General features: G+C 25.4%; 14 protein-coding genes, 1 tRNA gene and 1 pseudogene. 9 read left to right on the forward strand and 7 right to left on the reverse strand.

All coding sequences use genetic code 11. The features are described from left to right. Positions 1-10: 10 nt before the first annotated feature. The gene (locus DDW03_RS02620; RefSeq protein WP_228615509.1) at positions 11-1,327 is read right to left on the reverse strand and encodes an ArnT family glycosyltransferase; all 1,317 of its coding nucleotides are present in this window, start codon (positions 1,325-1,327) and stop codon (positions 11-13) included. Positions 1,328-1,378: 51 nt separating this feature from the next. On the opposite strand from DDW03_RS02620, the gene DDW03_RS02625 reads away from it, so the two are divergent. The 7 genes from DDW03_RS02625 (at position 1,379) to DDW03_RS02655 (ending at position 9,788) form a co-directional block, all read left to right on the forward strand. Next, positions 1,379-2,389 (forward strand): TIGR00269 family protein, encoded by a 1,011-nt coding sequence (locus DDW03_RS02625; protein WP_228615510.1) that lies wholly within the window; start codon positions 1,379-1,381, stop codon positions 2,387-2,389. Positions 2,390-2,566: 177 nt separating this feature from the next. Further along, positions 2,567-4,090: a hypothetical protein gene (locus tag DDW03_RS02630; RefSeq protein ID WP_228615511.1), complete on the forward strand. Its 1,524-nt coding sequence runs from the start codon at positions 2,567-2,569 to the stop codon at positions 4,088-4,090. A 30-nt stretch (positions 4,091-4,120) separates the two neighbouring features. After that, positions 4,121-4,828, forward strand: coding sequence for a hypothetical protein (locus DDW03_RS02635; protein ID WP_228615512.1), 708 nt, complete (start codon positions 4,121-4,123; stop codon positions 4,826-4,828). 31 nt (positions 4,829-4,859) lie between these two features. Further along, positions 4,860-5,549 (forward strand): hypothetical protein, encoded by a 690-nt coding sequence (locus tag DDW03_RS02640; RefSeq protein ID WP_228615513.1) that lies wholly within the window; start codon positions 4,860-4,862, stop codon positions 5,547-5,549. 109 nt (positions 5,550-5,658) lie between these two features. Beyond that, positions 5,659-8,631, forward strand: a complete 2,973-nt coding sequence (locus tag DDW03_RS02645; RefSeq protein WP_228615514.1) for a hypothetical protein — start codon at positions 5,659-5,661, stop codon at positions 8,629-8,631. Between the two features lie 168 nt (positions 8,632-8,799). After that, a complete protein-coding gene (locus tag DDW03_RS02650) occupies positions 8,800-9,591 on the forward strand; it encodes an exosome complex protein Rrp42 (RefSeq protein ID WP_228615515.1) in 792 nt (263 codons plus the stop codon). Next, positions 9,588-9,788: a DNA-directed RNA polymerase subunit K gene (locus DDW03_RS02655; RefSeq protein ID WP_228615516.1), complete on the forward strand. Its 201-nt coding sequence runs from the start codon at positions 9,588-9,590 to the stop codon at positions 9,786-9,788. The genes DDW03_RS02650 and DDW03_RS02655 overlap by 4 nt, the downstream gene beginning before the upstream one ends. Here DDW03_RS02655 and DDW03_RS02660 read toward each other — a convergent pair. From DDW03_RS02660 to DDW03_RS02675, 4 genes are all read right to left on the reverse strand, one after another. Beyond that, positions 9,778-10,254 (reverse strand): aminoacyl-tRNA deacylase, encoded by a 477-nt coding sequence (locus DDW03_RS02660; protein ID WP_228615517.1) that lies wholly within the window; start codon positions 10,252-10,254, stop codon positions 9,778-9,780. The two genes, DDW03_RS02655 and DDW03_RS02660, sit on opposite strands and share 11 nt — an antisense overlap. A gap of 31 nt (positions 10,255-10,285) precedes the next feature. After that, positions 10,286-10,358 (reverse strand) — tRNA-Val (locus DDW03_RS02665). Next, on the reverse strand, positions 10,349-10,759 hold the full coding sequence (locus tag DDW03_RS02670; RefSeq protein ID WP_228615518.1) for a hypothetical protein: 411 nt from the start codon (positions 10,757-10,759) through the stop codon (positions 10,349-10,351). Before DDW03_RS02670 ends, DDW03_RS02665 begins: the two co-directional genes overlap by 10 nt. Positions 10,760-10,791: 32 nt before the next feature. Continuing rightward, on the reverse strand, positions 10,792-11,061 hold the full coding sequence (locus DDW03_RS02675; protein WP_228615519.1) for an acylphosphatase: 270 nt from the start codon (positions 11,059-11,061) through the stop codon (positions 10,792-10,794). Between the two features lie 65 nt (positions 11,062-11,126). On the opposite strand from DDW03_RS02675, the gene asnS reads away from it, so the two are divergent. Beyond that, positions 11,127-12,467 carry an asparagine--tRNA ligase gene (asnS, locus tag DDW03_RS02680; protein WP_420887681.1) on the forward strand — a complete coding sequence of 447 codons (1,341 nt, stop codon included), beginning with the start codon at positions 11,127-11,129 and terminating at the stop codon, positions 12,465-12,467. Between the two features lie 306 nt (positions 12,468-12,773). Here the strand turns inward: asnS and DDW03_RS02775 are convergent, their stop codons facing one another. Further along, a complete protein-coding gene (locus DDW03_RS02775) occupies positions 12,774-12,902 on the reverse strand; it encodes a hypothetical protein (RefSeq protein ID WP_269140743.1) in 129 nt (42 codons plus the stop codon). A gap of 80 nt (positions 12,903-12,982) precedes the next feature. Between DDW03_RS02775 and DDW03_RS02685 the strand changes: the two genes are divergently transcribed. Further along, positions 12,983-13,621: a hypothetical protein gene (locus tag DDW03_RS02685; RefSeq protein ID WP_228615521.1), complete on the forward strand. Its 639-nt coding sequence runs from the start codon at positions 12,983-12,985 to the stop codon at positions 13,619-13,621. Positions 13,622-13,707: 86 nt separating this feature from the next. Here DDW03_RS02685 and DDW03_RS02690 read toward each other — a convergent pair. Then, positions 13,708-14,237, reverse strand: a pseudogene (locus DDW03_RS02690) (hypothetical protein); the annotation flags it as partial.

A 14,237-nucleotide genomic window follows, 5' to 3' on the forward strand; every position in this document is an offset into this window, starting at 1 on the left:
AATTAGAAAGTTATTTAACAAAATAACTATTTACTTTATAAATATATATCTGACAATTATTTGGATCCGTATAATAATATATTAATGATATATTATAATCGTTTGGATTGAATGGGAAAGGTGTTCCACAATTTGGAGAATATATAAGGAATTGAGGATAAACTCTTGGGATTAAATATGTAGCATTATACATTATATAAACCTGAGAATTTGTATAATATGCAACCATTGGCCAAAAAACATTTGTTAATACTACATTTGGGTTATATTGATTTAAATATTCAGAAGCTTTATATACATAATTTAAATATGTATTTCCCAGGTTTGTATCATAATTTATTAAAAATAATACACCATTATAGATTGATATAATATTTAATAATGCAAATAAAAATAAATAGGGGAATTGTAAGCCTTTTATTTTATTAATAAATATTCTTGTCAATATTAAAAATGAGGGTAATATCATTAGAATATACCTCGCATCTTTTGCTTTAGCAAAAAATGCAAGGTATATTATTGATAATATTATATATAAATATATAGATCTATTATAGTTTTCAAGTTTCTTTGGGTTCTGTAATAAAGAAAATAGATATGCAGAAGAAAATATAAATAAATTGAATAAAAATAGAGAAAGAGGTTGATAAGATGTATATGTATAAACAATTTCAGCCTGTTTAATAAATATAAATATTGGATTATGATATAATATTAAATTATATAAAAAATATGGGGTTAAAAATAATAAAGAATATAATATTGTTTTTAATTTATCCTTATTTTTTAAAAAGATTATTGAAGAAATTAACCATAAACCATATTCATATTTTGAGAGAATTGATAAAACTGAAAATAACGAATATAAAATTAAATTTCTCTCTTTATTATCTTTAAAATATTTTATATAGAAATATATTGAAAAGATTAATAAAGAAGATGCTAGAACGTCTGGATAAATTCTTGATGCCCAGACTAAAAATAATCCATTCAATGAATAAAATAAAATCAAAATATAGTTTATATATCTATTACTATATTCTTCTAATATTTTATATAAAAATACTGTTGATAAAGAAAAAATGAAAATTAAAAATAATTTTATGAAAAATATATTGAAATTTGTAATGTAAGAAATTGGAATTAATATCCACCATAATAATGGAAATCTATAATATTCAAAATATGGGGTATTTAGTAATACATGTTTTACATTATCCAAATATGCATATTCATCCCAAAACAATATTGGAGGGGATAATAATAAGATAATTAATTGTGGTATAAACGATATAAGAAATATATAAACATAGTCATATTTATTCATAAGAGTATTTCTTATAATAAACTTTTTAAATATTCATTTTTTATTTATTTCATGAAATGCTTCTATTGTGAAAGAGATGCAATTATAAAAATCCCATATTCAAAATTATGGTTATGTAAAGATCATTATATAGAATATATACAAAGAAGAGTATTAGAAACAATTAAAAGATATAAGTTAATTAAAAAGGGACAAAAAATATTGGTAGGAGTTTCTGGAGGTAAAGATAGTACATCATTATATCATATATTATTGAATATAAAGGATGAAATTGGTTTTGAACTAATTGGTTTACATATAAATATGGGAATATATGATTTTTCTAAAAAATCTTTAGAAGCTATAAAGAATTTTAGTAAAGAATATAATACGGAATTTATAATTTTAGATTCTAAAGAAATTATTGGATCATACTTACCAGAAACATTAGTAAAATTGGGTGCAAAAATATTACCAAATTATAAAGTAAAATATGTAAGACCAACATGTAGTATATGTGGATTATTAAGGAGATATATATTAAATGTTATTTCAAATGAATTAAATGTGGATTATATTGCTTTAGGGCATCATATGGATGATCTATTACCTTATATAATTAAAAATTTCTTTTTGCAAGATTTATATTCGATAAGTAAATTGGGTCCTAAAACAGAAAAAATAGATTCCTTAGTTGGGAGAATTAGACCATTATATGAAATATCTGAAGAAGAAACAAAATTATATGCAAAATTATCAGGTATTCCATATTTAGAAGATCAATGTCCATTTAAATATGGTAGCAAAAGAATTGAAACAAATATTAGGGAATTTTTGGATAGAATGGAGAAGGAAAATCCAGGATTTAAAATATCTTTGGCAAGGGCTATTGCAAGAAATATTAAATTTTATGAAAATAAAGAAGAAATAAAATTAAATAAATGTAAATATTGCGGAATGCCAACATCTAAAGATATATGTGACTTTTGTAGAATAACAAAGAAAGCATTTGGTGAACCTAAAGGATTATATGTTAAAGAAAAAATATCGGAAATTTTAAAAGAAAATAAAATAGTTTCTTAATTTATCGAGGCACTATTTATAAATTTAAATAAATGTATATTTTTCATTTTTCTATTAGATCTTCATAACAAAAAATTTATGTCCTAATTATATTATCTTTCTTTTAAAGTTGCTTTTATTATTTAGTTATTTCTGTATAGCATATTTATATATGACTTTGTTATAAATATAATAATTATGAAACTTGAAAAACCTGAAGTACATTATAATGCTTTAGATGTATTAGCAAATCAAATTGTTGGGATGACTTTAGAATATGGAGAAGTTGATATTGATATTGTTTGGGATACAATAAAAAGATCTTATATATATAAAGATTTAACATATGAAGAATTTTTAAATATAATAAATTTCTTAGATTCAATAAAGATTTTAATATATGATAAAGAAAATAAGAAATTGATTAAGACAAGAAAAGGATTATTTTATTTTTTAGATAATATTTCAATGATACCAGATGAAAAATCATATGATGTATATGATATAACAACTGGTCAAAAAATTGGTATATTACATGAGGAATTTGTTGCAAAGCATGGAAATCCTGGTACAATATTTATATTAAGGGGTTTACCATGGAAGATTGAAAAGATTGAAAAAAAGAAGATTTTGGTTGGATTGGAAAAAGATTTTGAATCTGCAATACCTTCCTGGGAAGGTGAATTATTACCTGTTCCATTAGAAGTTGCACAGGAAGCACAGGAAATAAAAAGGGATTTATTAAATTTTGATGAACTAAAAAATCAAGAATTATATTTTTATCCAAATAAAGATAATATATATATTGAACAATATAGGGATTGGTTCATTATTCATTCTCCATTCGGAAGTAAAATAAATGATGCATTATCAAGACTAATTTCCCAAATATTATCAGAAAAATATGGAATTGTTGTTGGAATAAAAACAGATCCTTATAGGATAATGTTAAAAGCTGGATATATTACAAAGGAAAATATTAAGGAAGTAATTGAAAATATTGATTTAGATAATGTTGAAAATATATTGGAAAAAGCAATGGTTAATACAGATTTATTTTTATGGAAATTTTCTCATGTTGCAAAAAGATTTGGAGTAATTAGAAAGGATGCAGATTATTCAAAATCTACTTTAAGAAGAATTTTAGATCATTTAATAAATACACCAGTATATAAGGAAACATTAAATGAATTATTTATTGAAAAATTGGATGTAAAAAATTTAAAGATGATATTAAAGAAAATAAAAGAAGGAAAAATAAAGGTAAATATTGTTGATAGGGAAAATATATCTCCTTTAGCAATTTTAGGATTGGAAGAATATGTATCTGATGTATTGATTTCTGATAAATGGAGAGAAGTATTAAAATTGGTAAAAGAAAGAATTGAAAATACAGAATTAATATTTGTTTGTATGGCCTGTGGAACAAAATATAAAATAAAAGTAAAGGATTATAATGAAAAATTTAAATGCAAAAAATGTGGAGGTCAATATTTTGGTGTTGCAAAAAGTGAAAAAGATTTGGAAGATGAGAAAAAATTAAATATAACTGCAGAATTATTAAGGAATTATGGTAAAAAATTTGTATTTATTTATGCTGGTAAAGGTATAAGTTATTTATCTGCAAAGTTTTTATTAAAGAAGGAATATAAAAATGAGGATGAATTATTAATGAATCTTATTGAATATGAAAAGAGAGGTATGAAATTTGCAAAAAGATAATATTTTAAATTTTATTAAGTATCAATTTTTATGGGTCTATTAGAAACATATAAAAAATCTTTTGATTTAGTAAAGAATCATATAGTACATAGTATAATATATGGTATAATATTTTATATATTGTGGAATTTATTATTTTTAATACCAATAGTAGGAGCGATTATATATTCATATTTTTATCCTAGATTAACTAAATGGTACTATACAAAAGTTACTGGAGAAAGTATTAATCCAGATTATAAAACAGCATTTTTATCATTATTAATACCAAATCTATTAACATCAATTGGTATAACTATAATATTATTAGTATTAATTAGTATTTTAATAAAGTTAGGATTAACTTTTACAGATATATTGAATATTAGTAATCATCAACAATTAATGTCAACTGGTTTACCTAATTTAAGTATTTCTTTATATGATCTTTTAGGAATAATTATTGGTGTACTTATAATGATAATTGGTGGAATAATGTGGATATTATTATTATATAGCATTTATGGGTCTATTTTGGGAAAAGTAAATAAATTATCAATATATTTTGAAAAATCATTGATATTATTTGCATATTGGCTTGTATTTTATATTGTTACTGATATAATATTATATATAATTGGTGGAATATTTTCATTAGTATCTCCTTTATTGGGAAGTATAATTGTAATAATTTTAAGTTTAATATTTGTAAATCCAGCATCAAATCTAATATTACTATTAAAGGCTGAGGAATTATAAATTTTTTATATCTTTTTAAGATCTATTATTTATGGTAGTAGAGATATATAAAAAAGCATTTGAGTATATGAGAAAAAATTTTGTAGATAGTATATTATTTATTATTTCATCAGCAGTGCTATGGTTTTTATCTATAGCAATACCAATATTGGGAGTAATAATATATTCATATTTCTATCCAAATGTAGTATCCTGGTACTATACAAAAGTTACTGGAGACAATATTAATCCAGATTATAAAACAGCATTTTTATCATTATTAATACCAAATCTATTAGCATCTATTGGAGTAATATATATGTTATATAATTTTTATGATATTACTTCAGTATCATTTGGATCTTTAGTATCAACTGGATATATAAATCCATTTGGATTAATAAGTTATCAATATGTATCATATAATCCAACATTAATAATTGTTGAATGGGCAATTATTATAATATCAATAATATTGAGTATATTACTTCTATATACATTCTATGGATCTATTTTAGGAAAAGTAAATAAATTATCAATATATTTTGAAAAATCATTGATATTACTTGCATATATAATATTATACGAAATAATTGCATCAGTAATATTGGGTATTATATCTATAATATATGCGTTAACAATTTCAATAAGTTATGGAATGGTAATATTTTTCATTTTATTAGTGATATTTGTGGTACCAACAATAACATTGGTAGCATTATTGAAGGCCAAAGAATTATAAAATTATTTTTTGATATTTTAATTTAATAATAGAGTAGTTACTTATTGGTTATAATTAATTTTAATCAAAAATCGAAAACTTTTTAAATTCTATCATAATTAAATAAATCATGGAAAAAGGATATAAAGGAAGAAATCCATATAGATATTTTATGATGAGAGGTAAGACCTTGGCAGTTTTGGGAGCATTAGGAGTATTGGGAGTAGCTGCATATTCTCAAGGAGCACCAACAATAGGTCAACTAGCTCAATCTATGAAATCACAACCAGCATCATGGACAGTAGTAGTAGGAGCAAATGCCAAAGCAGCAGATGTTGTTGGGGCTTCAAATATAATCGCAGCTTTAGAAACATTTACATCTGTACCAACAACTTCTACCTTAAATACATCTAACTTACAGGTACAAATACAAGGAACAGTTCCAGTAATACAAAATTCATATCCATTCTATTATCCATCAGAACCATTGTACTTAGGTAGTGCATTAAATTCAGTAGTACAAACAATTCAAGTAGGATCAGGTTCATTTACAACAAATTACAATGGACAGCAAACAACATATCAATATAATGCATATGTATATCCACAAGGTTCATTCTCATTACAATATGTACAACCATCTCCAGGTCAATCTGCACCTGTAGTAGCATTAGCTTCTAGTACACCAACTGCATCACCAATAGCATTAACAATAACATTCTCTCCATCATTAAACTTAACACAATTATCACAATCACCACAAGCAGTACAAGTATTTAATACAACATACTATTTAGTTCCATCTTCAAATGGTAATTATATAAACTTTGTTCCAGCAGCAGAGGTTGTAACATTAAATGTAAATCAATCTGTAACATTTAATGGAGTAAATATTACATTACAAGGTGTTGCTGCTCAATATTCTTCAGGTTCTACAACATCTACGGGTGTACCAGCAGCAATATTAAATGTTAACGGACAAACTATAACAGTTCAAGTAGGAGCACAATATTATATTGATGGTGTAAATATACTTGTAGTAAATGTATATGGTCCATTATCAAGTGTAGTTACAACAACTCAACAAGGTGCAGTTGAATTAGTATTAGGTACTTCTGGTTATCAATTACCTATATCATCAACACCTGCAAATGTATTAACATCAACAAACCAAGTTCTAAATAATGTACAAGTTCAAATGCAATATACTACATCAAATGGTCAATATTTAATACAAAGTATAACATTCACATTCCCACAATTACCAGAAATTGGAACTTCAGGATATTATGGTATTGTAAATGGGCAATCATACACACTACCATTATTTAATTATCAAATAACATTCCCACAAGTACAAATACCAGCAAGTAATTCAGACTTAATACAATTACAAGCATCTTTAACATCTTCTAATAGTGTAACACAATTTACAATATCATATCCAGATGCATTATCAGGAAAAACATATACTTTATCAATATTTAATAATCAAACTACTAACACTTTACAAGCATTCCAACAAGGATATATAGGTAAATATCCATTCTATTATAATTTCATAATGCCAAATAATGGAAATATTACTTCTGCTACGTTATCTAATCCACAAGCAGGAGAAGTAATAAATATTGATTTACCTTATTTCATAGCTAATGTTAGTTCAAATACTGTAACTTTAGTAAGCTTAGTTAGTGGTAATGTCTATAATATAGGTTCGTCGCCAGTACTATTAACAGAAATATCAGAACTAATGGGAATTAATGTAAGTGTATATTATAATAATACAGAATTAATATTCAATGTTACTACTCCAGGTTATTACTTCTTAAACAATTCATTTTCAGAATTTACAGAGCCATTATCTCTTCCATATTATATGGGTGAGGTCAAATATTTACAAAGTGGCTCCACTGTAGCATTAGTACTTACATCAGGTCAATACTTTGAAGTATATAATCCAACTACAAACACATCTGAAATATTCCAAGTACAATCAATAACAACAGGTGCTAATGGTGTACCTCAAGCAGTATTGCAAGATGTAATATCTGGACAAACATTTACAATAACACAAGGAAATCCACTTGTAGTTGATAATGGTGTATCATTGAATCCAGTAGTAATCAATCCTAGTGCGAGCACACCATTTATAGTATTAGAATCTACAGGTTCATATTATCCAAGTAATTTGGTATTGACAGCAAAAGGTCCAAGTCCTCAATCAACGCCAGTAATAGTATTATCTGGTTTAGATACAAATTCAACAAATGTATCAATATTAGAAGCATATCCAGGATATACAATTTCTGGCGATTCAATAAATCTAACATTATCAGCAAGTGCAGGTATAGTTAATTTAACATCTTCATTGAACTTTGCATCAGGATCAGTATCATCCGGAGCAACTACAACAACATATTACTTAGATGCAGCAGGAACATATGCACAATATGTATCAAGTACAAATTCACAATCATTATCACTATATGTACCATTAGCACCAGTTCAATATCCATTAGCACTAGCTCCAGTTGGTTCACAAGCACAAACAGAAGTTGTTAATGTAGGAGTAGGACAAACAATACCAGGAACACAATTAACAATAACAGGAGTAACAGGCGTATCATCAACAACATCATATTCACAACCAACAGCATTAATTGGAAAGGTAATATTAGATTCACAAGTAACACCATCAATGAGTAATTTAATAGTTGTAGGAGGTCCAGCAGTAAACCTATTAGCAGCAAATGCAGTAATACAATATGTATCAGATATGAATGCAACATTAGGACAACAATTACAAGCATATGCAAATAATCAAAGTGGATATGTATATGGTTCAGAATTACAACCAGTATTACAACAATTAGGAATAAACTTCGGACCAGGTATGGCATTAATAATGACATCAACACTATATCCAAACACATTAGTAATATTCGGATGGTACGGAAATGATACAACACAAGCAACACAATTATTCGCAAACTACTTAGTAAATGGAGTAGATTCAAATATATTCAATAATGCAACAGTAGTAGAAGTAAATGACCAACAAACAGTAAACGGATATCCACAAGCAACACAAATTCAGTAAAAGCTTTTTCTTAAACTTTTTATTTTTCAAAATTTTATATTTTATTTATGGATGAAGACATAAAAGAAGCTGCTAAAGATCTTATAATATTAATCATATCAATAGGATTAGTAATTTTTGCATATTGGTTATCACTTTTATAAATATTATCCCATAAATCATTTATAAATGGATATTGATTTTGAGGAGAATATTACAGATTATATTAGAAAAATTATAAAAGAAAATTATAGAATTGATAAAAGGAGTCTATTAGAATATAGAGATATAAAAATAATAAAAAATTATATAAAGAATGCAGAAGGATCTTGCTATTTAGAACTTGGAAAAACAAAAGTTTTGGCCGGAGTAAAATTAGAAATAGCAGAACCATTTCAAGATAATGAAGATTCAGGTATTTTAGTAACAACAGTAAATTTATCTCCAGTTTCTGATATTAATGTTGATCTAGGACCTTCAGAAGAATCTATAGAATATTCAAGGGTTGTAGATAGAATATTAAGGGAATCTAGATTTATCAATGATAAAGAATTGGTAATAGAACCAGGTAAATATGTTTGGTCTGTATTATTAGATATATATGTATTAAATAATGATGGAAATATAATTGATGCATCAACTTTAGCATCTGTATGTGCATTAATGAATACATATTTTCCAGAATTAATTAAAGAAAATGGTGAATATAAGGTAAATCCAAAAAATAAAACAAATAAAAAATTACCATTAAATAGAAATATTCCGGTAATGGTTTCGTTTGCAAAAATTGATGATAAATTTATCGTAGATCCAAATAAATATGAAGAAGAAGCTGCAGATATGATTATACATATTGGACTATCTGATAAAATAAATGCATTACAAACAAGAAAATCAGGTCCAATATCATTAGAAGAATTTAATAATTTATTATCAGAAGCGGAAAAGTTTAAAGATTATTTATTAAAGAAAATACAATGAATGATATTTCTAGATTTGCTTTAGCCAGATTAATTGGTGCGAGGGCGATACAAATTGCAATGGGAGCTCCAATGATGGTAAAATTATCTAAAGAAGATCTAGAAAGAATAAGATATAATCCAGTAAAAATTGCAGAAATAGAATATGAAAAGGGCGTTTTACCATTAAAGGCTGTTTTTAAGAAAATTAAACCTTAATATCATATACTTCATATTCCATAACCTTAAGTAAATCTTTTTTTGAAATTCTTAATAAATGATAATGAGATCCACCTCCACAATATATTATTTGATCATCATTTAGATCAATTATACTTTTATCAACAATTGTTCTTATTTTTTGTTTTAAACCAATTGGAGGTACTCCACCAATATCATATCCAGTAATTTCTTTTACCTCTTTTGCCTTAGCTAATCTTACATCATTACAATTAAAATATTTCTTTATTTTATTTAAATCAATCATATCTTTTCCCAATAAAAAACATAGTAATGGTTTATTATCACAAATTAATAGAATACTCTTTGCAATAATTTCATTAACCTGTTGTTCAACATCTTTTGAAGAGATAACAGGTTTTTCATATTTAATAATTTGAAATGTTACACCAAATTTATTCAAATAATTTTCTAAATATTTTTCATCTAACAAATTATCTTTCATAAAACACGTTTTTATAGATAAAAATTATAAATGGGACCGCGGGGATTTGAACCCCGGACCTCCGCCTAGTCAGGGCGGCATCATAGCCACTAGACTACGGTCCCCTATATTTTTCTAATTCTTTCATTAATTTTATTGTTTTTTCTATATGTTTTTTTATTTTCATTCTTTTGTTAATTATTTTTTTAAATATAGATAGAGTATTTTTTAAGCTTTTTTCATATGCTTTTTTATATTTATTTAATTTTTTATAATATTTTTTATCATAATTGTTAATATTTCTGACAAGTTCATTTAAATAATTATATAAATTATTTTCATATTCAAACATATTTGTATATTCTTTATGAAATTTCTCAATATCTTTATTATCTTCTATCTTTAATTGATAAGTTTTGTTTAAATTTTCAACAATTTTCTCATATATACTTTTAATTTTTTCATATATTTCCTCTTCCTCTGGTGAAACATTTTCATCTTCTTTCTTTTCCATATTCTTTTCCATAATTATATAAAAATTTTAGTATTATATAAGGTTTATCTTATTATTCTAAAATCTTGATAATTATTAATTTCTATATCTTTTATATCAATTTTATCAACTCTAGCTCTTTCAGGCCCTCTTTTACATAATTCAATCATCTTATTTATATTATCTTCATCTCCTTCAAAAACAGCTTCTACAGTTCCATCAGGATTGTTTTTTACATATCCTTTAATATTTAATTTTTTAGCATGTAAAAATACAAAATTCCTAAATCCAACACCCTGGACCTTTCCATATATAATTACCTTTACAGCCTTCATTCTTTAAAATTTATAAACATATTTTTAAATACCTACATTTATGGAAGGTCGGAATGAGTGAATTTATGATGAAGACAGTATTTATAAAAGATATTTTGAAAGACGATTTTTTAGGTAAGGAGGTTAGTATAAAGGGGTGGGTTTATAGAATGAGGGATATGAAGGATAAAGTTTTCTTTGTAATAAGAGATTCTACAGGAATAATACAAGCAGTTGTAAAAAAAGAGAGTGTTGATCAAAAAACATGGGAAGATGCAACAAAGTTCCAAATTGAAGGTTCTTTAGAAGTAAAGGGAATATTAAGAAAGGATGAAAGGGCACCTGGTGGATATGAAATAGAAGTAAAGGAAATAAAAGTATATGATTATGGAAAACCATTCCCATTAAAGGGAGATGAGGATGTAGATACAATACAAAAGTATAGACATCTATGGATAAGAACTAGGTGGTTTACAGATGTATTGAAAATAAAGCATAGTTTAATTGTAAATCTTAGAGAATGGTTTATAAAGGATGGATGGTATGAAGTAACACCAGCAATATTAGTCGGAAACGCTGCAGAAAATACTACAACATTGTTTGAAGTAAAATATTTTGAGGATAAGGCATATTTATCTCAATCTGCTCAACTATATTTGGAAGCATTAATATTCTCATTAGAAAAAGTTTATTCATTAACTCCATCATTTAGAGCAGAATTATCTAGAACAAAAAGACATTTACATGAATATTGGCATTTTGAAATTGAGGCTGCATGGTATCATATGGAGGATATTATTAAGGTTATGGAAGAATCAGTAAAATATTCAATCGAAAAAACAATTGAGGAAAGAAAATCTGAATTTGAGGAATTAAAAAGTGTTACTGGAAGAGATATAAGTGAATTAAAACAATTTGTTGAAAAACCATGGAAAATTATTACATATAAAGATGCAATAAAGAAATTGCAAGATCTAGGTGTCAATATAAAATATGGAGATGATTTTGGAGCTGATGAAGAAAGATTATTAACAGAACAATTTGATGTACCAGTATTTGTTACATATTATCCAAGAGAAGTAAAAGCATTCTATATGTATGAAGTTGGAGATGGAACTGTAAAGAACTTTGACTTACTTGCTCCAGAAGGATATGGAGAAATAATTGGAGGATCTGAGAGGGAATGGAGGTATGATATACTACATAAGAAAATTGAAGAATGGGGATTAGATAAATTTAAAGTTAAAGTTGGAAATGAAGAAATTAGTGCATATGAATGGTATGAAGATTTAAGAAAATATGGATCTGTTCCACATTCAGGAATGGGATTGGGTATTGAAAGATTCTTAAGATGGGTATGTAAATTAGATCACATTAGAGATACACAACCATTCCCAAGATTGAGAGGTGCCTGGCTATATCCATAGTTTTTTATCTATATATTGTTTTTATTCCTAAGAAATTTAATATTAATTCTTTATGATTTTTTATAAAACTTTCAGCACGTCTTAGTATATCTCTATAAGCTTCTTCATGGTAACTTATCCCCCAAACGATAATTATATTTGTATTATTAACTATGGAAAATATAATCCTTATACTTTTATTTACTCTATCGGAAAATAATGGGATTGATAAATTTCCAATTTTTATTTCTCCTTTTAATTTTTCTATTTCTCCTCTAAGTTCTTTAAGAGATTCTAACCTATCAAAAATTATTTTATATTGTCTATTTAAATCTTTTTAAGATCCTTTATCCATTTTTCAAAAAATTTTATATTATTTTTAACTCTTTCATAATCTATTAAATCATTGTCATCTAATATAAAAATCCTATATGTTCTATGAAGTAATATTGACATAATAAAAAAGAGTTTTTATGTAATTATGAATTTTTAGATATTATAAAAATTTATAAGTATTTTTATAATAGTTATCATTTATGAGAGATAAAAGAATTCAATCCCAGACATTAGATGAGATGCTTCTGGAACTGGTTAGTGAAATAGCTGAATATTCGTTTGCTTTAGGTGATTGGGGAAAATATTTATGGACATCGATATATTTAAGAGATAAAGGGTATATTGCAACGAGCTTTGGTGTTAAACCATCGGAAATAGAAAGATATGAGAGTCAAGAGATTTGTACTTCATGTTTTGAAAATATATATATTAGTAGTTATTATTATCTAAAAGATAATTACTATATTAAATTTTTTAATTCTAGTATAGAAAAGTTAATGGGAAATATGCGGGGAGTGAAAAATATAAGGGACATAGAAAATCTAGCTATTGATATACATAATAAAGTTGTAGACTCACATTTAGATTCATCAAAGAAGTATAATAAAATATCAATATACTTTGAAAGAAAAGTGCCAGACGATGAAATAATATTTGAAGAAATTGAAAGAAGTATTATTGTTAGACAGTTTATTAATGATAGGTTTAAATTTCCAAATCCACCAGTTTTCATGTTCACTGCTTTAAAAGAAGATAAAGAAGATACAGACGGTGATAAAATTGAACTATCATACCCAAATTATTATAGATTTATTTTGGTGGTTTATGAAGGAGGGTGAAAAAAGATAGGAATAATGATATAATGGATTTACTATATTCAAGTTATTATATATTTTTTAAGGTTTATTAATTATCAAAAATTTCACTAAATTTTTTCTAAATTTTCCTTAAATTCCTTTGCAGTTTCTTCGGGTATTGATGAAACAACATATTCTAAATGTAAAATTTCCATATAACCAATATCAAATAAAGGTCTTTGAGCTATTCTAATAATTGGATATGATCTTGATTCTCTTAATAATGTTGTATCAAATATAACTAAATTAAAGTTCTCATACAATTTTTCATATGTAACCAAAATATTATATAGATTTTTAATAAATTCTTCAAATTTATTCTGAGATAAGAAAAATATACCAAATGTATCAACATATCCAATTAATTCATTATTCCTAAATGGAGCAAATGATGACCATAATTTGAGTATATTATCTAATATTATTCTCTCGTTTAATTGTTTTTCAAAATTAAAATAATCTTCTATAAAGAATTTTTTATATTTATCAAAATATTTGTTGGATTTATCTAGATAAATTCTAAAATAATTTGTTGGCTCTTTTTCAATTAATATTTGAATATGTAGATGTTCTTGTGATGCACCAGCAGAAAACCCCT

Source organism: Candidatus Nanobsidianus stetteri (assembly GCF_003086415.1).
Taxonomy (GTDB): Archaea; Nanobdellota; Nanobdellia; order Nanobdellales; family Nanobdellaceae; genus Nanobdella; species Nanobdella stetteri_A.

Excerpts from the sequence above, each read along its gene's own strand:
- DDW03_RS02650 (WP_228615515.1), top strand. The coding sequence starts at position 8,800 with ATGGATATTGATTTTGAGGAGAATATTACAGATTATATTAGAAAAATT.
- DDW03_RS02640 (WP_228615513.1), top strand. The coding sequence starts at position 4,860 with ATGGTAGTAGAGATATATAAAAAAGCATTTGAGTATATGAGAAAAAAT.
- DDW03_RS02625 (WP_228615510.1), top strand. The coding sequence starts at position 1,379 with ATGAAATGCTTCTATTGTGAAAGAGATGCAATTATAAAAATCCCATAT.
- asnS (WP_420887681.1), top strand. The coding sequence starts at position 11,127 with ATGATGAAGACAGTATTTATAAAAGATATTTTGAAAGACGATTTTTTA.
- DDW03_RS02630 (WP_228615511.1), top strand. The coding sequence starts at position 2,567 with ATGAAACTTGAAAAACCTGAAGTACATTATAATGCTTTAGATGTATTA.
- DDW03_RS02620 (WP_228615509.1), bottom strand. The coding sequence starts at position 1,327 with ATGAATAAATATGACTATGTTTATATATTTCTTATATCGTTTATACCA.
- DDW03_RS02635 (WP_228615512.1), top strand. The coding sequence starts at position 4,121 with ATGGGTCTATTAGAAACATATAAAAAATCTTTTGATTTAGTAAAGAAT.
- DDW03_RS02775 (WP_269140743.1), bottom strand. The coding sequence starts at position 12,902 with ATGTCAATATTACTTCATAGAACATATAGGATTTTTATATTAGATGAC.
- DDW03_RS02670 (WP_228615518.1), bottom strand. The coding sequence starts at position 10,759 with ATGGAAAAGAATATGGAAAAGAAAGAAGATGAAAATGTTTCACCAGAG.
- DDW03_RS02685 (WP_228615521.1), top strand. The coding sequence starts at position 12,983 with ATGAGAGATAAAAGAATTCAATCCCAGACATTAGATGAGATGCTTCTG.
- DDW03_RS02660 (WP_228615517.1), bottom strand. The coding sequence starts at position 10,254 with ATGAAAGATAATTTGTTAGATGAAAAATATTTAGAAAATTATTTGAAT.
- DDW03_RS02645 (WP_228615514.1), top strand. The coding sequence starts at position 5,659 with ATGGAAAAAGGATATAAAGGAAGAAATCCATATAGATATTTTATGATG.
- DDW03_RS02675 (WP_228615519.1), bottom strand. The coding sequence starts at position 11,061 with ATGAAGGCTGTAAAGGTAATTATATATGGAAAGGTCCAGGGTGTTGGA.
- DDW03_RS02655 (WP_228615516.1), top strand. The coding sequence starts at position 9,588 with ATGAATGATATTTCTAGATTTGCTTTAGCCAGATTAATTGGTGCGAGG.